The sequence below is a fragment of the Lentzea kentuckyensis genome (assembly GCF_002150765.1).
Taxonomy (GTDB): Bacteria; Actinomycetota; Actinomycetes; order Mycobacteriales; family Pseudonocardiaceae; genus Lentzea; species Lentzea kentuckyensis.
In genome coordinates this window covers 1-25792 of record NZ_MUYM01000141.1, presented here as the reverse complement: position 1 = coordinate 25792, position 25792 = coordinate 1, and the positions used below count along the sequence as shown (strand labels likewise).

Sequence of the window (25792 nt, the reverse complement as noted above, 5' to 3'; positions counted from 1 at the left end):
TCGGCCACAACGGCGCCGGCAAGACCACGCTGGTCAACGTCCTCACGACGATGCTGCCGCCATCGGCCGGCAGCGCGAAGGTCGCCGGGTTCGACGTGGTGCGGCAGAGCCACGAGGTCCGCAGCCGCATCGGCCTGACCGGCCAGTTCGCCGCCGTCGACGAGCAGCTCAGCGGCCACGACAACCTCGTGCTGATCGCCCGCCTGCTCGGTGCCAGCCGCAAGCAGGCCCACCACCGCGCGGACGACCTGCTGGAGCAGTTCGACCTCACCGATGCCGCCAAGCGCAACGCCAAGACCTACTCCGGCGGCATGCGGCGGCGTCTCGACCTCGCGGCCAGCTTGGTCGGCCGCCCGGAGGTGCTGTTCCTGGACGAGCCGACCACCGGCCTCGACCCGGCGGCCCGCCTGTCGATGTGGGAGGTCATCGAGAAGCTCGTCGCCGACGGCACCACCGTGCTGCTCACGACGCAGTACCTGGACGAGGCCGACCGGCTCGCCGACACGATCACCGTGCTGTCCCACGGCAAGGTCGTCGCGTCGGGCACGTCGGCTGAACTCAAGGCTCAGGTCGGCCAGCGCACGGTGACCGTCACGCTCGACTCGGCGTCCGAAGTGGACATCGCGCTGAAGGCCATCAACGCCGTGGGGCTTCATCCCGTTGCGGAGGGCCTCACGCTCACCACGCCCGTCAGCGCGTCACGCGACCTTGCGACGGTCGTGCGCGCGTTGGACGACAACGGCCTGGAGGCGCACGAAATCGGCCTCGCAGAGCCCACGTTGGACGACGTCTACCTCACTCTCGCCGCGAACTAGGGGGAAATCATGGCGACTCTTACCTGGCACGGCAGCAGTTACCCGACACAGGTTCTGGTGCTGACCGGCCGTTCGCTGCGCGCATTGCTGCGCACGCCCGCATTGGTGTTCTTCAGCATCCTGCAGCCGCTGATCATGCTGACGCTGTTCAGCCAGATCTTCGGCAGCATCACGTCCACGGCGAACTTCCCGCCGGGCATGAGTTACATCAACTACCTGCTGCCCGCGATCCTCGTGAACACCGCGATGCAGTCCTCTCTCGCGTCCGGCATCGGGCTCGTGCAGGACATGTCGAACGGTGTGCTCGCACGGTTCCGTTCACTGCCCATCCGGCCGAGCACGGTTCTGTTGGCGCGCAACCTCTCCGACGCGGTGCGCACGGCGTTCCAGCTGATCCTGATGATCGCGTTCGGCGTGCTGGTGTTCGGGTTCCGGCCCGACGGCGGCATGCTCGGCACCCTGGCCGCACTGGGCCTCGCGCTGGTCGTGGGATGGGCGCTGAGCTGGGTGTTCATCGCGATCGCCGCGTGGGTGCGCAAGGCAGAGCTGATGCAGACCGTCGGCTTCCTGGCGATGTTCCCGCTGATGTTCGCGTCCAGCGCGTTCGTGCCGGTGGGCGGCCTGCCGGGCTGGCTGCAGGCGGTCGCGAAGGTCAACCCGCTGACCTACGCGGTCGACGCTGCCCGCAGCCTGGCACTCGCCCACCCCGTCAGCGGCGTGGTCGGCGCACTGGTCACGAGCGGCACGATCGCGGTGGTCGGCGCGTTCTTCGCGGTCCGCGGCTTCCGCCGACCACTGTCGATCTAGTCCTTACCCGCCATCTTCCGCAGCATCGCGTTGTAGGCCTCGAGGTCGGCGTCGTTATCGGCGTCGGCCTTGCGGTCGTACCGCTTCGCGTCCCGGCCGTCCTGCCGCGCCCACTGCGTGAGCAGGGCGACCATGACCACCAGCAACGGGAGCTCCCCCGCCGCCCACGCGATGCCACCGCCGAGCCGCTGGTCCTCCAGCAGGTCCTGCACCCACGGCAGCGACAGGCCGCGGTAGAACTGCTCGCCGACGACGGTCGAAGAACTCATCAGAATGACGCCGAAGAACGCGTGGAACGGGATCGACGCGAACAACAGCCCCAACCGGCCGAGCGGCGGCAACTTGTTCGGTGACGGGTCGATGCCGATCACGGGCCAGTAGAAGACGTAGCCCGCCAGGATGAAATGCGCGTTCATCGCGAGGTGCGCCCAGTGGAACGGCAGCGCGGCCTCGAACAGTCCCGAGAAGTACAAAGCGTAGAAGGACCCGACGAACAACGCCAGCGCCACAAAGGGGTTCGTCAACAAGCGTGCGACCGGTGAGTGCACAAAGGCCAGCACCCACTCTCGCGGCCCCGGCACTTCTTTGTTGACCGGCAACGCGCGCAACGCCAGCGTGACCGGTCCACCCAGGACGAACAGGATCGGCGTCAGCATGGACAGCACCATGTGCGCTTCCATGTGCACGCTGAACATCGCCGGCGAGAACCGCCCCATACCCGACGACGTCGCGAACAAGAGAGAGAAACACCCGCACAGCCACGCGACGGTGCGGCCGACCGGCCACTTGTCGCCGCGCTTGGTGAGCCTGCGCACGCCCAGCACGTAGATCAGCGCCAACGCCAGCGCCGCCGTGCCGTAGATCAGGTCGAACCGCCAGTCGAACAGGATGCGCGCGAGCGTCGGCGGTCCGTCGAGGTCGTAGCCGATCGCGATCTCCGTGCGGCTGGGCAGTTCGGTGCTTCCGCCCGGAGGAGGCGTGCGGGCCAGCGCCACGGCCAGACCGATCGTGAACATCATCAGCAGCACTTCGAGGCCCGCGAGCTTGAGCAACGCATGCGGCTTGCCGTCGACAACGCCCTTAACGCCGCGTTCGCGCTGGAAGTAGCCGAACGCGCCGAGCAGCAGCAGACAGGTCAGTTTGCCGAGCGTCAGCCAGCCGTACGTCGACGTCACGAGATCGAGCGGTGTGACTCGCACGAGCGCGTTCACCACACCTGAGACGGCCATAACGATCCAGCAGACCAGCGCCACCTTCGAGAACCTCGTCGCGGCGAGAGGAAGGTGAGCGCCGCCACGCCTGCCGTGCGCGAGCAACGCGATGAGGCCGCCCACCCAGAGCACCGCGGCGATGAGGTGGAACAACAGGCTGTTCGTCGCCATGTCGTGCGAGCCGCCGGACGACGAGTGACCGGTGACCGCGACCGGCACCAGCGCGAAGATCGCCAGGAACAGCAGCACCGTCGTCCAGCCCCACGACAGCACGAGCCGGCAGCCCAGTGCGAGCAAGCTCACGATGATCGCCGTCAGCAGCCACGCCTTGGACTGCTCCAGCAGCATCGCCGTCGCGATCATCTGACTGAAGGTGAACGAGCTGACCGGCCGGTCGATCGCGGCCGCCGTGGTGAACGGCACGGACAACACGGCGCCAACAAGCCACACGAGCGCGAACCATCCCGCGGTGCGCATCGCGGCGTATCCGTCTGCTGCGAGAGTGCCGGACTTCTGCGGTGGCACAAGAAATGCCGCCAACAGCAACGAGCCGATGGTCACCACCGCGCCTGTCTCCGTCAGCACGCGCACGACGAGCAGCCCTGCCGGAGGGTTGCCCGAGAGCGCGCTGAACGCGACGGCGGCGAGGGCCGCGATCGCGAAGCCGATGGCGACGAGGGGCACCAAACCCGTTCTGGTGGAGCGTTCGATTGCCACGTCCTGGAGCCTACGACCCTCTAGTGTTGCGCCGTGTGAGACGTTCTCTCCTGCTCCTGCTCGCCCTGCTCGCGGTGACCGGCTGCTCGTACCGCATCCAGGGCGAGCCGATCTCGGCGCCGCAGCCGCCCCTGGCCATCGCGACGCCGCGCAAGACCGAGGGCGTCGACCCGTGCGCACTCGTCACGGAGAAGGACCTCAAGCCGGTCGGGACGCTCAAGTTCCAGCCCGTCCCGCGCGCCGAGATGGCGAACTCGTGCCTGTACACGCTGAAAGAGAACGCGTACGTGCTGGTAGCGGTGCCCTACCGGTCGTTCGACGAGTCGAAGAAGTCGCAGAAGTCCGGCCGTGAGGTCCAGACGAGCAAGCACGCCACATGGCTGAGTTGCGGCCAGCAGGAGAAGGACATGGTGTGCACGGCGACCATCGCGGTGACGCGCAACGAGTCGCTGCTGGTCGCCATCGGCGTGGCCGGCGGCACCGAGGCCAAGGCGCGGGACGCGCTGGAGCCGATCGGTCAGGAAGCGCTCAAACGGATGCCGACTGCCTAGCGGCCCGCCTGGCCAGCCAGGTCGCCGGGATGATCAGCGCGGTGACCATGGCCACGAACCCGAGTGACACGACCAGCGAACTGACGTGCGCGAGGCCGCCCACGATCGGCGGACCGGCGAGAAACCCGGTGTAGGCGATCGTCGTCACGAGCCCGAGTTCTCGCTCGCCGCCGCTGCCGTCCTCGCGTTTGCCGGTCTCGCTCGCCAGGTCCATGACCACGGGGAACGAGAACGCGAGCCCGAGGCCCGCCATCCCGAACCCGACGTACCCGGCGGCGGGGAACGGCACCAAGACCGTGAGCGCCAGACCCGTCGCGGCAAGCCCACCGCCAGCGGCGAGAAGGCGGTGCGGGCCGAGCACTCGTTGAATCGGTTCGCCGAACCACCGTGCGAGCGCCATCGCGACGGAGAACCCCGCATAGGCGTATGCGCCCGCCGCGTCACCCATTCCACGTTCACGCACCATGAACAACGCTGACCAGTCCGCCGCCGCCCCTTCCGCGATAGCGCTGCACAGCGCGACGCTCGCCAACAGCCAGAGAACCGGGCTCTTGAGCACGCTCGTGCGTTCGGTGGCTTCTTCCCTATGGCGCTCCCCGACTCCTCCAGGGATCTTCTTCGCGATCAACGCGGTGATGATGAGGCCGACGAACGCGGCCAGGAGGAAGTGCTTCATCGGCGTCCAGTGCGCCTGCGCGGCGGCGGCACTGCCCAACGAACCGATGAGACCGCCGAAGCTGAAACCCGCGTGGAACTGCGGCATCAACGGCCGTTGCAGGTCGCGGACGACGACGACCGCGGCGACGTTCATCGACACATCCATCGCGGCGACGCTCGCACCTAGTGCGATCAGGGTGACGCCGAACTGCACTGGTGACCGCGAGAGCGCGAGCACTGGCAGAAGCAACGGACTGAGGAGACTGCTCGCTATCAGGACTCCACGCGATCCGTAGACCGCACAGATCCGTGCCGCCAACGGTGCCGTGACGGCCAGCCCTGCGCTCGCCCCGAGCAACGCCAGGCCGAGGCCGCCCACCTCCGCGCCGATCTGCTCGGCGAGCGCGGGCACGCGTGCGGCCCAGGTGCCGAAGACGGCGCCGTTCAACAGGAAGACGACGAACGTGGCCAGGCGTGGGGACATGCGCTCCAGCATGACTGAAGCGCTTCAGTCATGCCAGCTGTTTGGGTACGACCTCTCGCCTACGATGCTGTCCGTGGACTCCGATCGCCGACGCAGGCCGACGCTGGACACCGTCGCCGCCGCGGTCGGGGTTTCCAGGGCAACGGTCTCGAACGCGTACAACCGTCCCGACCAGCTCTCGTCGTCGTTGCGCGAACGCATCCTCGAGACAGCGCGCGCTCTGGGCTATGCGGGCCCAGACCCCGTTGCCCGCTCTCTGGCCACGCGGTCGTCAGCCGCCGTGGGTTTCATGCTGCCGCAGGGCCTCTCCGGAGCCTTCTCCGATCCCGCGCTGTCGATCGTGCTCGACGGCCTCGCCTCGACCGTCGACGGCCACGACCACAGCCTGGTCCTGATGCCCGGCGACGCCACCGGCGGCCCGCGCCCGTCGATCGTGACGCGCGCCCAGGCGGACGTGATGGTGGCCTACTCACTACCGGACTCCGCGCCGGCGTTCGACGCGGTGGCCGCCCGCGGGCTCCCCCTGGTGGTGATCGACCAGCCGGCGCTCCCGGACACAGCGAGGGTCGAGGTCCAGGACTACCTCGGCGCTTCACTCGCCGCTTCACTGCTGCTCAGGCTCGGGCACACGTCGTTCGGCATCCTGACGTTCTCCCTGCACCCGGACGGAGTATCGGGCCCGGTTTCCTTCGAGCGCCGTTCGGCCGTGCCGTTCCGCGTGAGCCGCGACCGGCTCGGCGGCTACCTCGACACTTTGGAAAAAGGCGGGGTGCAACCGGACAATGTTCCGGTGTGGGAGGCGCGCGGCAGTGATCGCGAACTCGGACGTCTCGGCGCGCGGTGGTTGCTCACCCGCACGCCGCGCCCGAGCGCTCTGCTGTGCGCGTCGGACCAACTGGCCTTCGGCTGCCTGCAAGCCGCCCGCGATCTGGGTTTGACCGTCCCGCGGGACATTTCCGTCGTCGGCTTCGACGACGTCCCCGAAGCGGCCTACAGCGACCCGCCCCTGACTACCGTGCGTCAACCCCTGGCGGACAAGGGCCGCCGAGCCGGCGAACTGGCACTGAAGTTACTGGCCGGCGGCAGACCGCCCAGGCCAACGAGACTCGACGTTTCCCTCGTGGAGAGAGCCTCAACGGCCCCACGAACGTGATACATGTCACGTTTGACCTGTTTTCGTCACCCATTTGGACGTAGGGCGGAAACAGACGATCGACTTCGGACGATGTGTCCGGTGGGGGCATCGGCGACCACACTTCGTGGCCGCTTCAGCTCCCAAGCCTCCGTAGCTCAGTGGAGAGAGCGAGGGACTTCTAATCCCGAGGTCGCAGGTTCGAATCCTGCCGGGGGCACTTCACAAAAATGGCCTCTGACCTGGACGACAGGTCAGAGGCCGTCTTCGTCATCAGGTCCAGGTCGCGGTCACGGCGATGAAGTGTTCGGTGATCGCTTTCGGGCACGGGCCTTCGGCGAACTCGGCGCCGTCCAGGTCGGAGTAGGCGGGGTAGTCGCTCAGCGACGGGGCCAGGACCACGCGCCAGGTCGTGGGGTCGACGGCTAACAGGTCGTTGTCGAACAACAGGTGCACGTCGGCGCGCAGCAGCACGCCTTCGTCCAGGTTGTGGGTCTCGTGTTCTGCGAAGTCGCGCAAGTGCGCCGCTTGCAGCACTTCAGCGGGGCAGCGGCCGGTGACGGCACACACGTTGCCGTAGCGCTGGATCAGCTTCTTCCGGAAGCCGCCTTGTCCGTTGCGGGCTTTGGTCTTGCGCTCCCGTCGCCCTCCCTTGGGTGCCTTGCCGTTGTCGCGGTTGGAGACGGTGGGGGCGACCGTGCGGCGGGCTGCTTTCACCGTCGCGGCGGTGGCGGTTTCGGCCTGTTGAGAAGGCAGCTGCACGGCCACGCGAGCCAGCATCGCCTCCAGCTTGTCGACGTCCAGCGGGCGGATCGCGTTTTGCACCGCTTCGTCGGTGCATGCCTCTTTGAGTTCGTCTGCCGTGATGGCGCCGTCGAGTGCGCGCCAGGTGCTGCCGTAGTACGCCACGTACTGCGTCACGGTCGTGGGCTTGTCATCGGGCTCGTTGAACTCGTAGTGGCAGCTGTCGCGACGGCATCGGTAGCGGGGGCGCTGCACCTTGCGCTCGTCGAAACGCCCGCCCTTGCAGCGAGGGCACACCTTCTGCTGCTTCGGCACACCGTCCTGGTGCTCGATCCGGCTGATCCGCCCGACGCCGAGGACGTCTTCGCCGTTGCGGATGGCGATCACGTGGCCTTCGCGGAGCTGTTGCGAGCGGCCGACGTTGTTGTCGTAGACGTAGCTGGTGCCCAACACGTCCGGGTAGCCCGTGTTGCCCCCGTACTTCCGCTCTCCCTCCGCCGAGAACAGCGCCCACGCCATCACCTGCGCGTGTTCAGCCCTGATCTCCGCAGCCCGGCGGTGCATGGCGGTTTCGTCGGCGAGGAACTCGCTCAGGACGACCCCGTCGAGAGTTCCGCCACGGGTTTTCTTCTTCTCGTATTCGTCAAGGCTCGTCAGGAGGTCGTACAGCTTGCGCTGGACGCTGTTGACCGACCTGAAGTTGTGACCGCGATCCTGCGGAGCGTGCACCGGTAGGCGATGAAGCAACTTCGAGAGGTCCTGCACCGCGGGATCGGTGGCCCGTTGCGCCACCCGGTTGTTCAGGAACAGCTGCGAGCAGGCCAGGATCAACTCATCGCGCGACCAATCGGGCGGCGGCAGCTTCTTGACCTCGAAGCCCAGGCTCTTCAGGGTCTCGTTGACGAGTTCCTCATCCGCTACCTCCTCAGGTCGCAGCGGCGTCCGGCCCGGCAGATGACCGTGGGCAGCGGCGGCGATCACTCGTGTGCCATACCGGCGGCGACCGATGGCGATCACGTAGTTGCGGAACCGATCGAACTCGTAGCGGTCGCAGAACTCTTCCAGTCCCGCCTGGTCGTACTCCGCGATTGCCGTGCGCACCGCATCAGCGGTGATGTCCTCAACTCCCACCCAATGGACAATTTCAAGCAACAATGGATTGAACAGCCGCCATACGCAGCAATGGGTTGAGGGGGAAGGTGTGGGGTGGAGCACTCGTCAGCTGGCCGAACTGGCCGGCACGACGTTGCGCACGATCCGGCACTACCACGACGTCGGCCTGCTGGAAGAGCCCGAGCGGCGCGCCAACGGGTACAAGAGCTACGGGGTCCAGCATCTCGTGCGGGTGTTGCGGATCAAGCGGCTGACGGAACTGGGTCTGTCGCTACCGCAGATCTCGGAGCTGGGCGACGCCGACGAGCATCCCGAGCAGGCGCTGCGGCTTCTCGATGCCGAGTTGGCCGGGACGATCGAGCGGCTTCAGCGGGTTCGGGCCGAGCTTCGGTTGATTCTCGAGCAGGCTTCGCCCACCGATTTGCCAGCCGGTGTGGCGGGGGTGATTGCCAGGGCGGGGCTTTCGCCGGCTGATCGGTCGTTCGCGGTGGTGCTGGCGCAGGTGCTGACACCGGAGGCGATGGTTCGGTATTCGCAGTCGTTGGCGGGGTATGCGCAGGATCCGGTGATCGTGGAGTTCGACAACCTGCCTGCGGATGCGGACGAGGGGACCCGGCAGCGGGTGGCTGAGCAGATGCGCGGGCTGGGGGTTGTGCGGAAGGTTCGGGAGGTCTTTCCGGAGGGGGTGTACGCGGCGGCGCCACATGGGGAGGCTTACGCGATCGAGGCTCTTGGGCGGGCGTTGGTGGAGTTGTACAACCCGGCGCAGATCGATGTTCTGGTTCGGATCGTTCCGGGGGATCGACGGTCTGCGGCCAAGCCGGGTGGGGCGGGCTAGGGTGCCGCGTGGACAAGACTCGGTTGGGCGTCGGGCTCGTGGTGGTCGTGTTGGTGGTGCAGACACTGGCCAGTCTGGTGTGGAACGCCGACGCGACGCTGACCGGGATCGCTCTTGCGTTCAACGCGGTGGCCGCGGTGTCGACGGGGTTGTTCGTCCGCCGGGGCGGGCGGGCCGCCTGGGTGGTCGCCGGGTGGTGTGCAGGGTTCTTCGGGTGGCACGTCCTCGGTCTCGGTGAGCTGGCCGGCTGGTGGACGACCGGGCTGGACGCGGCGTTCCTGATCGCGTCGCGGTACCAGCTCTCGGTCGTCTACCAGGCGGTCATGGCCACGGCGGCCGGGTTCGCCGTGCACCTGTTGCTGCCGCGTCAGGACCAGGCTTCGGCCACGTAGGCGTCGAAGCTGGTGGCCTTGCGGCCCAGCAGGCGGCTGACGTCGTCGGTCGGGGTGGCCAGCAGGCCGTTGCGCATGCCCTCGAACATGCCGTTCAGCTCGGTCGCCACCTCGTCGGGAACTCCTTGGGACAGCAGGGCTTCGCGGTACTCGTCCGGGGTCAGCCGGACCAGTTCGATCGTGCGGCCGGTGGCCGCGGCGATCTTTTGCACGGCCGCGGCGAACGTGACGCCCTCGGGGCCGGTGAGGTCGTAGGTCTGGCCGTCGTGCCCGTCGGTGGTCAGGGCCAGCGCCGCGACCTCGGCGATGTCGCGGACGTCCACGAACGGCTCCGGGACGTCGTTGACCGGCAGGGACAGGCGGCCCGCCTCGATCTCGGGCAGCCAGAGGTCCTCGGAGAAGTTCTGGGCGAAGTTGGTGGCCCGCAGGACGGTCCAGGACAGACCGCTGGCGCGGACCGCCTTCTCGGCCGCGTGCATGCCCTGGAACACCTCGTCCGGTGTCTCGTCGAGCCCGCGGCCGGACAGCAGGACGAGCCGCTGCACACCGGAAGCCTTGGCCAGCTCGACGAACGGTGCTGCCAGCGCTGGGTCTTCCGGTGCGATCAGGTAGACGGCGCTCACGCCGTCCAGGACCGGCTTCCAGGTGGACTCGTCGGACCAGTCGAAGCGGTGTGCGCTGGAACGGGAGGCCGCGCGGACTTTCGCCCCGGCGGCTTCGAGGGCTCGGACGACGCGGCGGCCCGTCTTGCCGGTCGCGCCCAGGACCAGGATCTCTTGTGTCATGGGCTCCAGCCAACCCGCGTGCGGCGTCCGCGGACATGGGTGAAAGTCCATCGATGATGTTCGATCGTTCCGTATCTTGGGGAGCATGGAGGCTTTCGACGAACTGCTGCGCGGCGTGCGCGCGGATGGTGCCGGGGTGCGTCGGGTCGAGATGTCCGGCACGCGGGTGCTGGAGGGGCTCACGCTGTACGCGGTGGCGTCGGGCGAGATCAACGTGCTGGGCGAGACCGCCAGGGCCGGGGACATGGTGGTCGTCCAGGGATCCGTCGCGGCTGAGGGACACGCCTCGCTGCTCAGCGGAACCTACGACGTCAAGGGTGCCGTGGCGCGCCGGTTGGCGGCCGTGCTTCCGGACGCGCTGGTGGCGCCGGGATCCGATGAGTGCGCGGGTTTCTACCGGGCCGTGGGCACCGATGAGCCCGCGGTCGTGATGGACCGGTTGCTGGACTGGCTGATGGTGTGCGCGCTGCGGGAGTGGTTCGACCGCGAGCACGGCACCGGATGGCTGGCCGCGCTCGGGGACGAGGTCGTCGGGCCGGTGCTGCGGGCGATGCACGCGTCACCGCAACGGGCCTGGACGCTTCCGTTGCTGGCCAGGGAAGCCGGGGTTGCGCGGACGACGCTCGCCACCAGGTTCGCCAGGTTGGTGGGGGTGCCGCCGCTGACGTACCTGACCGAGTGGCGGATGGCGCTGGCCGCCGACCTGCTGGCCGAGTCGTCGGCGACGGTGGCCGCGGTGGCGCGTCAGGTCGGGTACGCGGACGCGTTCGGGTTCAGCGCCGCTTTCAAACGCGTGCACGGGTTCAGCCCGAGCGAGTGCCGCACCCGGTGCGCCGCGACCGCGTGACCGTCCCTTTCGGACAGTGCCAGCCAGCACCCCTGGGTGTCGGCGCGATGGACATCAACCTCAGGTGAGCACGCGCGAGAGCTGGTGATCCACCAGGTCTTCCGCCGCCTCCGGCGACACCTGACCGATCAGCACCTGAAGCATCAGGCCGTCGACGAACGCCAGCAACGCCATCGCGTCCCGCCGCGGATCACCACCCGGCCGCACCGCGGTGATCATCCCCGCCAGCCAGGCCACCATCTCGGCGCTGCCCTCGCGCAACGGCAGCCCGAGGCGCGGTTCGACCACGGCCCGCGCCAGGAACGCCGCGAGCACCGGGCCCTCGGCACTAGAAGCGGGGCTCAGCGGCAGCAGTTCGAGCAGGATCGCACGCAGATGCGTCGCGGGGTCGTCGGAGCGCACGGCGCCCAGGCGAGCCGCCACGCGTTCGCTGACCAGCTCGAACGCGAACATCAGCAGCTCGTCCTTGGTCGCGAAGTAGTGCTGGACGCGCCCCATGGACACGTCCGCCTCGGCGGCCACGTGACGCAGGCTCACCGCGTCGAAGCCCTGAGCGGCGATCAACCGGCACACGGCGTCACCGATCTGACGGCGACGCTCCCCGTGGTCGACCTGCTTCGGCATGCGAACTCCCCAATGCGATCGCATTGCATCCTACCCGGGAAGTGTTTTACGATGCGATCGCATTGCAAAAAACGTGAGGGGGACGTCATGCAACTCTGGGACATCGCCGCGCTCACCTACTACCCCGTGCTCGACCGGTTCGCCGGATCGCTCAACAGGCTCGTGATCGAGAAGCTCGACCTGACACCCGGCGAGGCCGTGCTCGACATCGGCTGCGGCACCGGGGCACTGATCCCCGCACTGGTGGAAGCCGTCGGGCCGCAAGGACGTGTGGTCGCCATGGACAACAGCGCGCGCATGGTCGCGCTCGCGCGGAAACGGGCGAAGTGGCCGAACGTCGAGGTGCGCCAAGCCGACGCGTGCAACACCGATCACGGGGCTGGGCAGTTCGACGCGGCGGTGGCGCTCGGGGCGTTCAGCGCGATGCCGGACGTGCCGGCGGCGATCGCGAACGCGGCGGACGCGCTCAAGCCGGGCGGGCGGTTGTTCGTCTTCGACGTGCGGCTGGCCAAGAAAACCCGTACGACCAGGTTCCTGCGGGCGGCCTACCGCAGGATCGCGGGATTCACCGGAGCTGACGTCGTCGGCGAGCTCCGCACCGTGTTCGAGCAGGTGGAGCCGGTGTTCGCCGTAGAAGGCGACACCACGACGGTGGTCATGGCCAGGAAGATCACGGATATGGCCAGCCGTTCGGAGTGCACACCTTCCCGTCCTGCGGGATGACCGCGCCCTGAGGCACGCCGTTGGTGATGCGCACGATCTCGTCGTTGGACACGCTGAACGTCTGCTGCATCATCACCGGCGCCGGGCCGCCCGCCACCTCGCACGCGCGGTGGTTCTGGCCGAACGCGTGACCGACCTCGTGGTTGACCATGTACCGGCGGTACGAGGTCAGGTCCGGCAGGAAGGCGACGGCACCGCGGAACCAGCGGGCGGCGTTCAGCACGACGAAGTTGCCGTCACGACAGGAGACGTCGACCGGGATTTCAAAGCCGCACACGGCACGCGCGGTCTGCTGCGAGGCGAGCCGGATGCGCACCGAGGCAGGACCCGGCACCCGCCGGACCGAGAACGCGCCACGTGCCGTCCAGCCGCGCGGGTCGGTCAGCGTGGCATCGACGAAGGTGGAAAAGGCCTGTTCGTCGACGGTGACACCGTCCTCGACCTCGACCGCGTAGGTGCGCACCGGGCCGCCGGTGCCGACGACCACGCCGGCGCCCTGGACCACGTGGAACGAACCGGCGCCGGCGGCCGGGAAATCGGGGCCGTCGGGCAGGTCCGAGCTGGACGTGTACACCCGAGGTGGAGGCGCCGCTGGAGCGGACGGAACCGTGGAGGGCTCGACGGGCGGTGTTGTGGTGGGTGCGGCCGCGGGTGAGGTTTCGCCTGCCAGCTGGGTGGTGGTGAGCAGCAACGCGGTCAGCGCGACTGCTCCCAGGACCAGGTGCACCTTCATGGCACCGAGGCTCTCCGGAACTGATGAAGAACCTGTTTACGTCCCGCTTGGCTGTCGTGAAGACCTGCATACTGCGGTGGTGTGTGCCCACATCCTCGTCGCCGAGGACAACGTTCACCAGGCGGAACTCGTCCGCCGGTACCTGGAGCACGACGGGCATTCCGTGGTGGTAGTCCACGACGGCCGGGCGGCGATCGACGAGACGCGGCGGCGCAACCCGGATCTGCTCGTGCTGGACGTGATGATGCCGTTGGTGGACGGCATCGACGTGATGCGCGCCATCAGGACCGAGTCGGACGTGCCGATCGTGCTGCTGACCGCACGGTCCACTGAGGACGACGTGCTGCTCGGGTTCGACCTGGGAGCGGACGACTACATCACCAAACCGTTCCGGCCGCGGCAGATGGTGGCGCGGGTGCGGACGATCCTGCGGCGCACCGGACGTGCCCGCGAGACCAACGTCACCGTGCTCAGGGTCGGGGACCTGATGGTCGACCCGATCCGGCACGAGGTGCGCGTCAACGACGACCTGGTGAGTCTCACACCCGCGGAGTTCCGGTTGCTGGCCAAGATGGCCGCGCAGCCGCAACGGGTGTTCACACGCGAACAACTGCTGGAGGACGGGTTCATCACGGCACGCACGGTCGACGTGCACATGATGAAGCTGCGCCGCAAGATCGAGCAGGATCCGCGCCGGCCGGAACGACTGCTCACCGTCTACGGCATCGGGTACAAGCTCGTATGAAAAGCCTGCTCGTTCGGTTCTTCCTGTTCTCCGTGGTGATCGCGGCCTGTTCGATCGCGATGACGGCGTGGCTCGCGAGCCAGGCGACCACTGGCGCGATCCGGCAGGAGCAGGGTGAAGCGCTCGCCACGGACGCGCAGATCTACGACGGCCTGCTGAAGGCGGCGGCCACGCACCGGAGCTGGGCGACGGCGAAGTCCGAAGTGGACGATCTGGCACGGACGTTCAACCGGCGCATCGCGTTGACCGATCGCAACGGCAAACCGTTGCTGGACACCGGCAACGCGAGTTCTCCACCGCTGCCCGTCAACCCCAAGGTGTCCGTCGACCCGCTCAACGTCGACTCGTGGCTCAAGCCGGGTGCGGGCAAGATCGACCCGCGGGCGGCTGGGCCGTTCATGCTCACCGACGACGAGCACGCGAAGTGGCGGAGCTACGCGGACCGGTTGTTGCAGTGCAACGACAAAATCATCATTGTGGAGCAGCCCAACCGCAGGCCTCGACTCGCGAACGACGAGCCGGGCAAGCCGTCCCAGTGGGAGGACTGCGCGGTGGGCGACCAGCTCTACACGCTGACGCCGACCGAGACAGCCGCCTACGCCGAGCTGCACAAGTTGTTCGAAGGGTGCGTCAGCCGGCTGCCCCAGACCTACCGGTTCGGGTCGAAGGACGGGCCGATCTCGCTCGACTGGGAGCTCACGGCCGTCAAGTACTCGGATCCTCCGGTCGCGGAGTGCATGGACACCGCGCGCCGCGAGCAGTTGCGGCCGTGGGTGGCCGAGTACGCGCACGCGTTCATCACCGAACCGACCGGCGCCGGGCCGCAGACGATCGACCTGTCGACGACCGGGACCAAGCGGATCATCCTGGTGGCGCTGGGAATCCTCGCGTTGGCCGGGTTCGCGTCGTGGATCACCGCGACGCAGCTGGTCCGGCCCATCCGGGCGTTGACCTCCGCCACCAAACGCACCGCCGAGGGCGATCGGGCCGTGCGCGTCGACGGCGGCGCCGGCGAGATCGGTGAGCTGGCGAAGTCGTTCAACGCCATGTCCGAGAAGCTCGCCGAGACCGAACGGCAGCGGCAGGCGATGGTCAGCGATGTGGCGCACGAGCTGCGCACGCCGTTGGGCAACATCACCGGCTGGCTGGAGGCGACGCAGGACGGGCTGGCCGAGCCGGACCCGCACCTGATCGACATGCTGCTGGAAGAGTCCCTTCTGCTGCAACGACTCGTGGACGACCTGCACGACCTGGCCCAGGCCGACGCGGGCACGCTCCGGCTGCACCCCGAGCCGATCGCGCTCGACGACGTGGTCGACCAGGTCGTGAACGCCCAGCAGCACCGCGAGATCCTGCTGCGAGCGGAAATCACGCCGGTTCACCTCACCGCGGACCCGGTGCGGTTGCGGCAGGCGCTCGGCAACCTCGTCGCGAACGCCGTCCGCTACACCCCGCCGGGTGGCGAGGTCGTCGTGAAGTTGTTCCAGGAAGGCGAAAACGCTGTCCTCGAGGTGCGGGACACCGGCACCGGCATCGCACCGGACGACGTGCCGCACGTGTTCGACCGGTTCTGGCGGGCGGACAAGTCGCGCAGCCGGCGCACCGGTGGCAGCGGCCTCGGGCTCGCGATCACGCGGCACCTGGTGGAGGCGCACGGCGGAACGGTGTCGGTGTCCAGCACGCTCGGCAGCGGGTCGACGTTCCGGATCAGCCTGCCGCGGTGAGCAGGTCCACGTTGATCATGCCGGCCGCCTGGGCGCCCTGCGCGGCGGCGACGATCACGATGGCCGTCGGATCCGTGACGTTGCCTGCTGCGTAGACACCCGGCACGCTCGTGCGGCCCTTGCCGTCCGTGCGCACGAACGGCCCGACCATCGTCTCCTCGGTTTCCGCGCCCAACGCCAGAAGGAACTCGTCGCGTGGTTTGACCGGTGCGGAGTACACGAGCGCGTCAGCGGGGATGCGGTCCGAGCCGGAGATCACCGCGACGAGCCGGTCGTCCTCCACCTCGATGGCGTCCACCGTCGGAACGTGCGTGACGTCGGCCGACCACTGCCGGACCAGCGCGACCTTCATCTCCTCGCCGAACACCACGAGCTTCTGGTCACGGACCTCGTAACCGTGGCAGTACGGGCAGCCGAAGACGTCGCGGCCCCAGCGGTCACGCAGGATGTCCGGCACCTCGTCGACCAGGCCGGTCGCGAACAGCAGGCGCTTGGCGTGCACCGTGCGTCCGGACAGCTCGACGGCGAACCCGTCGTCCGTCCTCGTCACGCCGGCGACGGTGTCGTTGACGATCTCTCCGCCGTAGCCCTCGACCTCAGCGCGACCGTGCTTGAGCAGGTCCAACGGCGAGAGGCCGTCGCGAGAGAGGTAGTTGTGCATGTGCGCGGCCGGCTTGTTGCGCGGCTCGGCACCGTCGACCACGAGGACGCTGCGGCGCGCCCTGGTCAGCATCAGGGCGGCACTCAGTCCGGCCGCTCCCCCACCAATGATCACCACTTCGTATCCCATGCCACGACTCTGCGGTCGACAGTCCAGTTTTGGCAAAGTATGTTGCCGTTATGGCAACAACCGTGGGGCAACGGCTCGCCGCGCTGCGAGCCGAGCACGACTTGACGCTGGCGACGTTGTCCGAGCTGACGGGCATCTCGAAGTCGACGCTGTCGCGGCTGGAGTCCGACCAGCGCAAGCCGACGCTGGAGCTGCTGCTGCCGTTGTCGCGGACCTATCAGGTGTCGCTGGACGACCTCGTCGGCGCACCCGAGGTGGGCGATCCACGCGTCGTGATGAAGCCGCGCGAACTCGACCACGGCCGCGTCGGCATCCCGCTGACCAGGTCGATCGGGCCGTTGCAGGCGTGGAAGATGATCCTCACCGACACCACGCTGCACGAGCCGCGCGTGCACGAGGGCTACGAGTGGTTCTACGTGCTGAGCGGCCGGATCCGGTTGCGAATCGGCGACAAGGAGGTCGTGCTGCGGGCGGGCGAGGTCGCGGAGTTCGACTGCCGCCAGCCGCACGCGCTGAGCAGCGCGGACGGCCACCCCGCCGAGATCATCAGCCTGTTCGGCAAGCAGGGAGAACGCATCCACACCCGCGCCGCGCCACCACAGCGGTCGTAGTGCGGCTCCGCCACAGCGGTCATAGTGGAGCCATGTGCCGAAACATCCGGGTGCTCCACAACTTCGAACCGCCGGCCACCTCCGACGAGGTGCAGGCCGCGGCCGTGCAGTACGTGCGGAAGGTGAGCGGGGCGGCGAAACCGTCGGCGGCGAACCAGGCCGCGTTCGACAAGGCCGTCGCGGCGGTGGCGGCGGCGACGCAGGAACTGCTCGACGCGCTCGTCACCACGGCTCCGCCCAAGGACCGCGAGGTTGAGGCGGCCAAAGCCAAGGCGCGAGCAGCGGAGCGTTACGGGCGTTAGTTACGCACGCGCGTGTCTAGGTACATGCAGATGAGCTTGGCGGCGACGCCCGCGGATCCGACGATGAACGCCTGATCGGGACCGAGCGTGACGGCGATGGCCCACAACAGCAGGGCGATCAGCACCAGGATGATCGTCACCTGCACCGCGTGCGGCCACTGGTCGGGGTGGACCAGCCACCTCGTCTCCTGCCGCGGCTGCGGAACCGCCACGTCACCCGCTCTATCGGGTGAACGCTCCGCCTGTACCGCCATCGTGCTCCCTCGCCGAGATTCCTCCTGCGGGACCTATTCTCCTAAGTTGATCTTCTACGCAGTGTTACTTCCGCTTGTCGTGCGGTGAGCGTTCGGTGAGCGTCGGCGAACGGCAGACGAACGGTCATCGGCGCGATCAGCTGTCGGTCCGTCACCGTCCGTTTACCGATTGAGGTCAACGCCACCACATTGAGTGGCCGTTATCCCGTAGTCGCTCAACTCTACGTAGTCGTTACACCGTTCGGAGCAGCGCGGTTTTTGTCAGACCCCTCGGATAACGTCAGGTGAAGAGAGCGGTACGAGGGGAGAAAGCGTTGCCGGACAACAACGTCAGCGTCACCGCACTGTCGTTCACCGAGTACGTCATGAGCGGCCAGCGTGGACGTATCAACATCGTTTCTGAGCAGCGGGGGATGTACCTGACCTCCGACACCAGGGTGTGCGGGTTCTACAACCCGATCCGCGACGCCATGCGACGAGCGGTCAACTCGACCGAACCTGAACTGGAGCTGAAGAAGGCGGTCATGAACGCCAACCGCACGGGCCAGCCGCGGGCGTTCGAGGAGATCGCCGACGGCTTCCTGCCCTGGCTGGCGTCGTTCAAAGCCACCGGCGTGCCGGTCGAGCCCGCCACCTACCGCGCCGGCGAGCTGACCCTGAAGGTCCGTCCGCACCTGGGGCTGCGCAAGAAGGACGGGTCGGCCTACGCGGTGCTCGTGCACACCAAGGAGGTGCCGCTGACCAGGGAGGCGGCGAACGTCGGGCTGCGCATCCTGCAGCACACGATCGGCGAGACGCTGCCCGGTGCCACGCCGATGATCCTCGACGTGCGGCGCGGCAAGGCGTACCAGATGCCGGCGCGGACGAACCTCGGCAAGTTGGACGTGCTGATCGCCGCCGAGGCGATGGGCTACGTGACGCACTGGAAGCTGTCCGGGCTGTTCGAGTCGGTGCACGCGGTCTAGCGAGAGCCGACGCGGCCCGATCGGGGGGTCGGGCCGCGTCGTCGGCACCGCGTTTTCAGCAAGCCTTGAGCATCACGGCCAGCGCGTCGTGCTCGGCCTGGTCGACGGTCAGCTTGTAGGTGATCTTCACCGAGATCCAGTGCTGGGCGTAGGTGCACCAGTAGGCCTGCACCGGCGGCTTCCACTTCGCCGGGTCCTGGTCGCCCTTGCCGCGGTTGGTCTTCGCGGTCACCGCGATCAGCTGGATACCGCCGAGGTCGTTGGCGAACGCCTTGCGCTGGTCGTCGGTCCACTTGTCGGCGCCGGACCGCCACGCTTCGGCCAGCGGCACGGTGTGGTCGATGTCGACCTCACCCGCGTCCTTGATCACCACGTTGTCGTAGGGACTGTTCCAGGTGCCCGACACGGCCTTGCAGTCCTTGTCGGTCTTGACGTCGGTGCCCTGGCGCTGCAGCACGATCTCCCTGGTGTCGCAGGAGTTTCCCTGCGAGGCCCAGTGCGGGAAGCGGTCGCGGCTGTAGCCGGCCATCTTGCTCTCGGACGCGATCTGCAGGGCGCCGAGGTCGGCCGAACCGGTCGGAACAGGCCCGGTGGGCGCGGGCGTCGTGGGCGAATTCTCCTGGGATGACTGGAGTTTGGTCAGGTACCAGCCCAGTGCCACCAGCAGCACGAAGACCACCAGTGACGTCACCGCCGCGCGATTCATGCGCTCATGATCGGTCATGCCGATCACGGACCGGTCAACCGGCCCGCAATCGGCATGTCGTCGTTACCGCATTCGACTACTTGGGCTGGGAAGTGAGGTAGCCGCCCATGTTCTTGAAGTACTCGTGTGCCTTGAGCTCCACCCCGTCTGCGGTGCGAACCTTCTTGACCAGCAACGCCTTGCTGCGACCGCGCCGGGCCTCGGCGCCCGCGACGATCGCCACGCCGTCACCCTCGCGGTAGAAGATCCGGCCGGGCGTACCGCCGTAGACCTCGGCGGACACCTCCGCCTCGATGATCTCCAGGCGCTGGCCGCGGTGGAAGCAGAACGCGCTCGGGTACGGCGCGCACTGCGCGCGCACCAGGCGGTCGAGCTCCTCGGCGGTCCACGTCCAGTCGATCCGCAGGTCCTCTTCCGCGCGCTTGTGGAAGAACGACGCCTGCGAACGGTCCTGCTTCACGAAGTCGGTCCGGCCGGACGCGATCTCGGCGAGGCCGTCGACGGTGATCGGGCCGAACAGCTCCAGCGTCTTCTCGAAGAGCACCGCGGTCGTGTCGCGCGGGCCGACCGGAACCGAGCGCTGCAGCACGATGTCGCCGGCGTCGAGTGTGTCGTCCATCATGTGCGCCGTCACGCCGACCTCCTTCTCGTCGTTGAGCAGCGCCCAGATCAACGGCGAGAAGCCCGCGTACTTCGGGAGCAGCGAGTCGTGCACGTTCAGCGTGCCGCGCTTGGGCAGCGCGAAGACCTGCGGCGGGATCCAGGTCCGCCAGTTGCAGGCGACGATCACGTCCGGGTCGGCCGCCTTGAGCGCGTCGAGCAGCTCCTGGTCCTCGGGCCGTTCGCGGATGAGGACCTCGACACCGTTCTCGCGCGCCAGGTCCTCGACCGAATCGCTCCAGATCTTCTCGTACGCACCCTCACCCCTGGGATGGGTGACCACCAGGACGACCTCGTGCTCGGACGCCAAAAGTGCCTGCAGGGTGCGATGACCCCAGGTCTGGAACCCGAACATGACGACCCGCATGGGGGTGCCCTCCTCTACTCCGGTGCGATACGGTCAGGCTAACCTAACTGAGACTTGCCAAGTAAGCTTAGGCTTCCCTAAGTTAGGTGCTCATGCATCCGATCTACGACATCGTCGGCATCGGGTTCGGTCCCTCGAACCTGGCACTCGCCATCGCTCTCACCGAGCACAACGAGCAGGCCGAAACCCCTGTCACCGCGGTGTTTCTGGAACGCCAGCACGCGTTCGGCTGGCATCGGGGCATGCTGCTCGACGACGCCACCATGCAGGTCTCGTTCCTCAAGGACCTGGTCACCATGAGGAACCCCACCAGCCGTTTCTCGTTCCTCTGCTACCTGCAGGCCCGCGGCCGGCTCGTCGACTTCGTCAACCACAAGAACCTGTTCCCGCTGCGTGTGGAGTTCCACGACTACTTCGAGTGGGCCGCGGCGCAGGTCGACGACATGGTGTCCTACGACACCGAAGCCGTTGGCGTGGAAGCGATCCACGACGACCTGTTCGAGGTGACCACGACCACGGGTGACGTGTACCACGCCCGCAACCTCGTCTTCGCCACCGGACTGCGCCCGACCCTGCCCGACGGCATCGCGCTGTCGGACCGGGTGTGGCACAACAGCCAGTTCCTGCATCGAATCGGCGAGCTGCGCGACCCGAAGCGCTGCGTCGTCGTGGGCGCCGGCCAGAGCGCCGCGGAGGCCGTGGCGTACCTGCACCGCGAGTACCCCGGCGCCGAGGTGTGCTCGGTGTTCTCCCGCTACGGCTACAGCCCCGCGGACGACAGCTCGTTCGCGAACCGGATCTTCGACCCCGCGGCCGTCGACCACTACTACGACGCGCCGGATGCCGTGAAGCAGCGGTTGATGGACTACCACCGCAACACCAACTACTCCGTGGTCGACATCGACCTCATCACGCAGCTCTACCGCACCGAGTACCAGGAGAAGGTCCTCGGCACGCAGCGGCTGAAGATGATGAACATGACCCGTCTCGTCGCCGTCGAGGAGTCCGCGACCGGCGCGCGTGCGGTGATCCAGTCGCTCGTCACGGGCGAGCAGGAGTACGTCGACACCGACCTCGTGCTGCTCGCGACCGGCTACGACGAGGCCGCGCCGATCCTCGGTTCGCTCGACGAGACCTGCGCACGCGACGATGCGGGCCGTCTGGTCGTTGGTCGCGACTACCGCGTGCAGTCCTCACTGCGTGGCGGCATCTACCTGCAGGGCGGCACCGAGCACTCGCACGGCATCACGTCGTCGCTCCTGTCCAACGTCGCGGTGCGTTCTGGTGAGATCCTTACGTCCGTGCTGACCAACACTCCAGTGCCGGTCCTCGCGACCGCATGAGACTCACCGAGTGAAGCTCGACCTGAAACTGACGGGCTGCCGGGCCCTCACCATGGACCCGGCACGTCCGGCCGCGCACACGATCGGCATCTGGCAGGACCGCATCGCCGGGCTGGACGAGCAGGTCGCGGACCTCCCCGCCGCCGAGACCGTGGACCTCGGCAACGCCGTGGTGCTGCCCGGATTCATTGACGCGCACACGCACCTCGCGTGGAACGGCCGTTCGCGCCGGACGATCGACGTGACGGGGCTGACCACCGCGGCCCAGGTGCGCGAACGCCTGTCCGGCGCGCCGGGCGAGGGCTGGATCGAGGCGTCCGGCTACGACCGGCGGATCATGGACCGGCCGCTGACCGCCGCCGACCTCGACCCCGTCACCGGCGACCGGCCGCTCTACCTCGCGGACATCTCCGGGCACGCGTGCGTGGTGAACTCCGCGGTGCTGAACCGGCTTCCGCAGATCACCAGCGACGGCTGGCTGACCGAGAACGAACAGCTGGCCGCACGGTCGTTGCTGCTGCCGTACTCGATCGACGAGATCATCGGCGACCTGCACGAGAGCGCACGGCAGGTGCTCGCCGAGGGCGTGACGATGTGCGCGGAGGCGGGCATCGGCGCCGGGCTCATCGCGAGCAGTCCACTGGAGGCCGCCGCGTACCAGCGCGCTCAGTTGCCGATCCGCGTGCAGCTCATGGTTTCCGCGTACGTGCTGCACGACGTCGCCGCCGCTGCGGCGGACGGGATTCCGAGGGCGATCGACCTCGGCCTGCACACCGGGTTCGGCGACGACATGCTGTCGTTGGGCGCCATGAAACTGTGGACCGACGGCGGCATGATCGCGCGCACGGCCGCGTTGTCGGAGCCCTACGCCGGCACGGACAACTCCGGTCAGCTCGCGGAGTCAGACGAGTTCATGCGGGCGGCGATCATCGACGGCCACCACGCCGGGTGGCAGCTCGCGATCCACGCGATCGGCGACCGCGCGATCGACTTCACCCTGGACGCGGTGGCCGAAGCCCAGCGACAACGGCCGCGCGCCGACGCCAGGCACCGCATCGAGCACTGCGGTCTGGTCCGGCCCGACCAGCTCGAACGGATCGCGAGCCTCGGCCTGATCCCCGTTGTCCAGCCGACGTTCCTGTGGTCCTACGGCGACGACTACAGCGTGATCATGGGCGAGAACCGCGCACCCTGGATGTACCGCGGGCGGTCGTTCCTCGACCGCGGGATCACCGTCGCGGGCAGCTCGGACCGGCCGGTCGCGGACGGCTCCCCGTTGCGCGCCATCGAGTTCATGGCACGGCGCCGCTCCTGCGGCGGCCAGGCGGTCGGCCAGGACGAGGCGATCACCGTCGAGGAGGCGATCCGCGCGTACACGCTCGGCAGCGCCTACGCGTGCCGCAAGGAGCACGTGCTGGGCAGCCTCACGCCCGGCAAGCTCGCGGACCTCGTGGTGCTCGGCGACGACCCGCGCACGAGCGACGCGATCGCGGACATTCCCGTGCTGGCCACGATGGTCGGCGGAAACCTCATGCCTCAGCGTTCCATCTGATCGCGAACCACCCGGTGCCTGGCCGACGCGTCGGCAGAGGACTCACCTCTCCGCGATCTTCTTGGTCGCCGCCGGCCAGGGCTACTGCAGGTGGAACGTGGCGGCCAGCGTCGTGAGCCGGTCCGTGATGTCCGCGTAGACGTTCGTGCGCCGGACCCAGTTCTCACAGCCGGACGACGCCGACGGCGGCGTGCCGAGCGGCGAGACCGCGTCCGTCACCCCGTACTCCAGCCGGTACGCGAGCACCGCGATCGCCGACTCCAGCCAGAACGACGGATCGGGCGTCGGAATCTCTCCCAGCCCAACGCCGAACCACACCGGCATGCGCGCGTACTGCCCGAGCGCCGCCGAGATGCGCCGCGCGGCCGCGTCCTTGATCTCGGCGCGAGCCTTGTCCCCCGCCAGCACCGCCTCGGTGCGCCACTCCTCCCCCATGGCGTCCTCGTCGGCGTCCAACCGCTCAGCCGCCCGCTTGGCGCTCGCCTCGTTCGCGTTGATCAGCCACTCCATCTGGCGGACCTCGTGCGACAACGCGTCCCGCTCGAACCGCGGCACCCGCCCACCGTCCAGTTTGGACCGCGCCTCGTCCCGTCGGGCCTTGAGCCCCTCGAACTCCAGCACCTCCTGCCGCAGCTCCACCCGAGCCGGGTCAGCGAGGATCTCCTTCTCCGCGTCCCACGCCTTGCGCAACGCCTCGACCAGCGGCGCGATGTCGTCGGCCACCGCGTCGAGATCGACCAGCGGACCGTCACCAGCACCAGACAGCCGCCGTTCCAACACAGTCAGCCGCGCCGTGACGCGTTCGAGCTCCGCAGTCAACTGACCGACATGACTGATCAACGTGGCGACCTGCGGCTCGACCAGGTCAAGCCGTTCCTTCTCCGTGGGCACCCGACCAGCGAACCGGACACCGCAGACGCTGAAAAGCGGGTACCCGTCGAATGCACGCATTAGAGGCCACGTTTCCGCCCGGCCGTGGCACTCACCCCTCACGCACCGTCACCACACTGGGTGAACTGGGACAAAACGAGGTATTAATAGAAAATGGCGACCTCCGTTACTGAGACCGAGCGCAAGTACGAGGCACCATCGGACGCGAGTCTGCCGGACCTCACAGACATCACCGGCGTGGCCACCGGCCCGGAAGTGTTCGACCTGGAAGCCACCTACTTCGACACCGACGACTACCGCCTGGCCCGCGCCGGCGTGACACTCCGCCGCCGCGTGGGCGGCGACGACGAGGGCTGGCACCTCAAACTCCCCGCAGGCGAAGACACCCGCCAAGAGGTCCGCGTCCCACTGGGCCGCGCGGTGAAGCACCCCCCGAAGGACCTCTCCTCCCTGGTGCGCGCCCACACCCGAGGCTCCGGCCTGGGCCCGGTAGCCGAAATCCGCACCAATCGCCGCCGCTGGCAACTGACCAACGACAACGGCCAACTCCTGGCCGAAGTGGTCGACGACGTGGTCACCGCCCAAACCATGGGCTCCTCGACCACCACCACCTCGTGGCGCGAGATCGAAGTGGAACTGGGCGAAGGCGGCGACCGCGAACTCCTGGACACCGTCGAACAACACCTGGGCGAGGCGGGCATCCACCCGTCCTCCTCGAAGTCCAAACTCTCCCAGGTAATCGGCGTAAAACGAGACGCCATCCCCACCATCACCAAGAAGTCCACCGCAGGCGAAGTCGTCCTCGCCTACCTCCACGAACAACGCGCGGCCCTGCAAAACCAGGACCCCCGAGTCCGCCGCAACGAACCCGACGCCGTCCACCAAATGCGAGTGGCCACCCGCCGCATGCGCTCGGCCCTCCAAGCCTTCGGCAAAATCGTCGACCGCGAAGCCACCCGCACCCTGACCGACGAACTCAAGTGGCTGGCCTCCGTCCTGGGCACCTCCCGCGACCTCGAAGTACTCCGCATGCGCTTCGAGGACGCCCTGCACTCCCTCCCCCCAGAACTGGTCCTGGGCGACGTAGCCGCCCGCCTGACCCGCCACTTCGCTCCACTGGAAGCCAAGGCCCACAAGGACTCCGTAGCCGCGCTGGACAACAAGCGCTACTTCACCCTCCTGAACACCATCGACACCCTCCTGGCCTCTCCCCCACTGACCAAACTGGCCTCCGGCAAGGCAAAAGACGTCCTCCCCCGCCTGGTGGAAAAAGCCCGCCACCGCCTGGACGTCCGCGTGGAAACGGCCATGGCCACCCCCAACAGCGACGAACCGCTGCACGAGGCCCGCAAAGCCGCCAAACGCCTCCGCTACAGCGCCGAAGTAACCGAACCGGCCCTGGGCAAACACGCCACGCACCTCCGCAAGCGAGCCAAGGACGTGCAAACCCTCCTGGGCGAACACCAGGACTCGGTAGTAGCCCGCCCCGTCCTGCTGGACCTGGGCCGAGGCGACGAGAACGGCTTCACCTTCGGCCTGCTCTACGGCAAAGAGGTGGAGCTAGCACACAAAACCGAGGCAGAACTCCCAGCCCTGTGGCGGAAACTGACCAAGGAACACCTCTAGCCGCCAGCGCGGCTTTGGCTTGGGCGACGCCCTCAATTGGTCTAAACCTTGACATCCCAACCCGCCCCCTGAAACCGTAACCC

At 67.9% G+C, this 25792-nt stretch carries 27 protein-coding genes and 1 tRNA gene; 17 read left to right on the top strand and 11 right to left on the bottom strand.

Going from position 1 to position 25792, the window contains the following annotated elements:
• Together B0F77_RS43200 and B0F77_RS43195 are read left to right on the top strand one after the other, a co-directional pair.
• The coding region (locus B0F77_RS43200; RefSeq protein ID WP_086668876.1) for an ATP-binding cassette domain-containing protein at positions 1 to 815 on the top strand (815 nt) is incomplete at its 5' end.
• A 9-nt stretch (positions 816 to 824) separates the two neighbouring features.
• A complete protein-coding gene (locus B0F77_RS43195; protein WP_086668875.1) occupies positions 825 to 1622 on the top strand; it encodes an ABC transporter permease in 798 nt (265 codons plus the stop codon).
• On the opposite strand, the gene B0F77_RS43190 is transcribed toward B0F77_RS43195, so the two are convergent.
• Positions 1619 to 3550 carry a bifunctional copper resistance protein CopD/cytochrome c oxidase assembly protein gene (locus B0F77_RS43190; protein ID WP_086668874.1) on the bottom strand — a complete coding sequence of 644 codons (1932 nt, stop codon included), beginning with the start codon at positions 3548 to 3550 and terminating at the stop codon, positions 1619 to 1621. The genes B0F77_RS43195 and B0F77_RS43190 overlap by 4 nt on opposite strands.
• A gap of 35 nt (positions 3551 to 3585) precedes the next feature.
• Here B0F77_RS43190 and B0F77_RS43185 point away from each other — a divergent pair, with 35 nt between their 5' ends.
• Entirely contained in the window at positions 3586 to 4101 is a 516-nt protein-coding gene (locus B0F77_RS43185; RefSeq protein WP_086668873.1) for a lipoprotein, read from the top strand.
• Here the strand turns inward: B0F77_RS43185 and B0F77_RS43180 are convergent.
• Positions 4079 to 5242, bottom strand: coding sequence for an MFS transporter (locus B0F77_RS43180; protein WP_086668884.1), 1164 nt, complete (start codon positions 5240 to 5242; stop codon positions 4079 to 4081). The two genes, B0F77_RS43185 and B0F77_RS43180, sit on opposite strands and share 23 nt — an antisense overlap.
• A 73-nt stretch (positions 5243 to 5315) precedes the next feature.
• On the opposite strand from B0F77_RS43180, the gene B0F77_RS43175 reads away from it, so the two are divergent.
• Together B0F77_RS43175 and B0F77_RS43170 are read left to right on the top strand one after the other, a co-directional pair.
• A complete protein-coding gene (locus B0F77_RS43175; RefSeq protein ID WP_086668883.1) occupies positions 5316 to 6395 on the top strand; it encodes a LacI family DNA-binding transcriptional regulator in 1080 nt (359 codons plus the stop codon).
• Positions 6396 to 6521: 126 nt separating this feature from the next.
• A tRNA-Arg gene (locus tag B0F77_RS43170) sits at positions 6522 to 6594 on the top strand.
• Positions 6595 to 6647: 53 nt separating this feature from the next.
• On the opposite strand, the gene B0F77_RS43165 is transcribed toward B0F77_RS43170, so the two are convergent.
• Positions 6648 to 8333, bottom strand: a complete 1686-nt coding sequence (locus B0F77_RS43165) for an HNH endonuclease signature motif containing protein (RefSeq protein WP_245849444.1) — start codon at positions 8331 to 8333, stop codon at positions 6648 to 6650.
• Here B0F77_RS43165 and B0F77_RS43160 point away from each other — a divergent pair.
• Both B0F77_RS43160 and B0F77_RS43155 read left to right on the top strand, forming a co-directional pair.
• Positions 8320 to 9069 (top strand): MerR family transcriptional regulator, encoded by a 750-nt coding sequence (locus B0F77_RS43160; RefSeq protein ID WP_086668871.1) that lies wholly within the window; start codon positions 8320 to 8322, stop codon positions 9067 to 9069. The genes B0F77_RS43165 and B0F77_RS43160 overlap by 14 nt on opposite strands.
• An 8-nt stretch (positions 9070 to 9077) precedes the next feature.
• Positions 9078 to 9461 (top strand): hypothetical protein, encoded by a 384-nt coding sequence (locus tag B0F77_RS43155; protein ID WP_143467224.1) that lies wholly within the window; start codon positions 9078 to 9080, stop codon positions 9459 to 9461.
• Here the strand turns inward: B0F77_RS43155 and B0F77_RS43150 are convergent.
• Complete coding sequence (locus tag B0F77_RS43150) at positions 9437 to 10246, bottom strand: NmrA family NAD(P)-binding protein (protein ID WP_086668869.1); 810 nt, start codon at positions 10244 to 10246, stop codon at positions 9437 to 9439. The two genes, B0F77_RS43155 and B0F77_RS43150, sit on opposite strands and share 25 nt — an antisense overlap.
• A gap of 85 nt (positions 10247 to 10331) precedes the next feature.
• On the opposite strand from B0F77_RS43150, the gene B0F77_RS43145 reads away from it, so the two are divergent.
• A complete protein-coding gene (locus B0F77_RS43145) occupies positions 10332 to 11093 on the top strand; it encodes an AraC family transcriptional regulator (RefSeq protein WP_086668868.1) in 762 nt (253 codons plus the stop codon).
• A 60-nt stretch (positions 11094 to 11153) separates the two neighbouring features.
• On the opposite strand, the gene B0F77_RS43140 is transcribed toward B0F77_RS43145, so the two are convergent.
• Positions 11154 to 11717 carry a TetR/AcrR family transcriptional regulator gene (locus B0F77_RS43140; RefSeq protein WP_086668867.1) on the bottom strand — a complete coding sequence of 188 codons (564 nt, stop codon included), beginning with the start codon at positions 11715 to 11717 and terminating at the stop codon, positions 11154 to 11156.
• 87 nt (positions 11718 to 11804) lie between these two features.
• On the opposite strand from B0F77_RS43140, the gene B0F77_RS43135 reads away from it, so the two are divergent.
• On the top strand, positions 11805 to 12440 hold the full coding sequence (locus tag B0F77_RS43135) for a class I SAM-dependent methyltransferase (protein WP_158102989.1): 636 nt from the start codon (positions 11805 to 11807) through the stop codon (positions 12438 to 12440).
• Here B0F77_RS43135 and B0F77_RS43130 read toward each other — a convergent pair.
• Positions 12388 to 13173, bottom strand: a complete 786-nt coding sequence (locus B0F77_RS43130; RefSeq protein WP_086668865.1) for a DUF3152 domain-containing protein — start codon at positions 13171 to 13173, stop codon at positions 12388 to 12390. The two genes, B0F77_RS43135 and B0F77_RS43130, sit on opposite strands and share 53 nt — an antisense overlap.
• Positions 13174 to 13252: 79 nt before the next feature.
• On the opposite strand from B0F77_RS43130, the gene B0F77_RS43125 reads away from it, so the two are divergent.
• The gene (locus B0F77_RS43125) at positions 13253 to 13918 is read left to right on the top strand and encodes a response regulator transcription factor (RefSeq protein WP_086668882.1); all 666 of its coding nucleotides are present in this window, start codon (positions 13253 to 13255) and stop codon (positions 13916 to 13918) included.
• Positions 13915 to 15642: a sensor histidine kinase gene (locus B0F77_RS43120; RefSeq protein ID WP_086668864.1), complete on the top strand. Its 1728-nt coding sequence runs from the start codon at positions 13915 to 13917 to the stop codon at positions 15640 to 15642. Before B0F77_RS43125 ends, B0F77_RS43120 begins: the two co-directional genes overlap by 4 nt.
• Here the strand turns inward: B0F77_RS43120 and B0F77_RS43115 are convergent.
• Positions 15626 to 16432: an NAD(P)/FAD-dependent oxidoreductase gene (locus tag B0F77_RS43115; RefSeq protein ID WP_086668863.1), complete on the bottom strand. Its 807-nt coding sequence runs from the start codon at positions 16430 to 16432 to the stop codon at positions 15626 to 15628. The two genes, B0F77_RS43120 and B0F77_RS43115, sit on opposite strands and share 17 nt — an antisense overlap.
• A gap of 50 nt (positions 16433 to 16482) precedes the next feature.
• Here B0F77_RS43115 and B0F77_RS43110 point away from each other — a divergent pair, with 50 nt between their 5' ends.
• Together B0F77_RS43110 and B0F77_RS43105 are read left to right on the top strand one after the other, a co-directional pair.
• Positions 16483 to 17043, top strand: a complete 561-nt coding sequence (locus tag B0F77_RS43110; protein WP_086668862.1) for a helix-turn-helix domain-containing protein — start codon at positions 16483 to 16485, stop codon at positions 17041 to 17043.
• 32 nt (positions 17044 to 17075) lie between these two features.
• Positions 17076 to 17345 carry a DUF2277 domain-containing protein gene (locus B0F77_RS43105; RefSeq protein ID WP_086668861.1) on the top strand — a complete coding sequence of 90 codons (270 nt, stop codon included), beginning with the start codon at positions 17076 to 17078 and terminating at the stop codon, positions 17343 to 17345.
• On the opposite strand, the gene B0F77_RS43100 is transcribed toward B0F77_RS43105, so the two are convergent.
• The gene (locus B0F77_RS43100) at positions 17342 to 17557 is read right to left on the bottom strand and encodes a hypothetical protein (RefSeq protein WP_086668860.1); all 216 of its coding nucleotides are present in this window, start codon (positions 17555 to 17557) and stop codon (positions 17342 to 17344) included. The genes B0F77_RS43105 and B0F77_RS43100 overlap by 4 nt on opposite strands.
• 326 nt (positions 17558 to 17883) lie before the next feature.
• Here B0F77_RS43100 and B0F77_RS43095 point away from each other — a divergent pair, with 326 nt between their 5' ends.
• Positions 17884 to 18564: a hypothetical protein gene (locus B0F77_RS43095; protein ID WP_245849442.1), complete on the top strand. Its 681-nt coding sequence runs from the start codon at positions 17884 to 17886 to the stop codon at positions 18562 to 18564.
• 55 nt (positions 18565 to 18619) lie between these two features.
• Here B0F77_RS43095 and B0F77_RS43090 read toward each other — a convergent pair whose 3' ends face one another.
• Together B0F77_RS43090 and B0F77_RS43085 are read right to left on the bottom strand one after the other, a co-directional pair.
• Entirely contained in the window at positions 18620 to 19270 is a 651-nt protein-coding gene (locus B0F77_RS43090) for an HNH endonuclease family protein (protein ID WP_086668880.1), read from the bottom strand.
• Positions 19271 to 19346: 76 nt separating this feature from the next.
• Complete coding sequence (locus tag B0F77_RS43085; protein WP_086668859.1) at positions 19347 to 20297, bottom strand: methionyl-tRNA formyltransferase; 951 nt, start codon at positions 20295 to 20297, stop codon at positions 19347 to 19349.
• 92 nt (positions 20298 to 20389) lie between these two features.
• Here B0F77_RS43085 and B0F77_RS43080 point away from each other — a divergent pair, with 92 nt between their 5' ends.
• Both B0F77_RS43080 and B0F77_RS43075 read left to right on the top strand, forming a co-directional pair.
• Complete coding sequence (locus tag B0F77_RS43080; protein WP_086668878.1) at positions 20390 to 21640, top strand: lysine N(6)-hydroxylase/L-ornithine N(5)-oxygenase family protein; 1251 nt, start codon at positions 20390 to 20392, stop codon at positions 21638 to 21640.
• Positions 21641 to 21650: 10 nt separating this feature from the next.
• Positions 21651 to 23192, top strand: coding sequence for an amidohydrolase (locus tag B0F77_RS43075; RefSeq protein WP_211294319.1), 1542 nt, complete (start codon positions 21651 to 21653; stop codon positions 23190 to 23192).
• 81 nt (positions 23193 to 23273) lie between these two features.
• Here B0F77_RS43075 and B0F77_RS43070 read toward each other — a convergent pair whose 3' ends face one another.
• Entirely contained in the window at positions 23274 to 24083 is an 810-nt protein-coding gene (locus B0F77_RS43070) for a hypothetical protein (protein WP_086668877.1), read from the bottom strand.
• Between the two features lie 153 nt (positions 24084 to 24236).
• Here B0F77_RS43070 and B0F77_RS43065 point away from each other — a divergent pair, with 153 nt between their 5' ends.
• On the top strand, positions 24237 to 25709 hold the full coding sequence (locus tag B0F77_RS43065; RefSeq protein WP_086668858.1) for a CYTH and CHAD domain-containing protein: 1473 nt from the start codon (positions 24237 to 24239) through the stop codon (positions 25707 to 25709).
• The last annotated feature ends 83 nt before the right edge of the window (positions 25710 to 25792 follow it).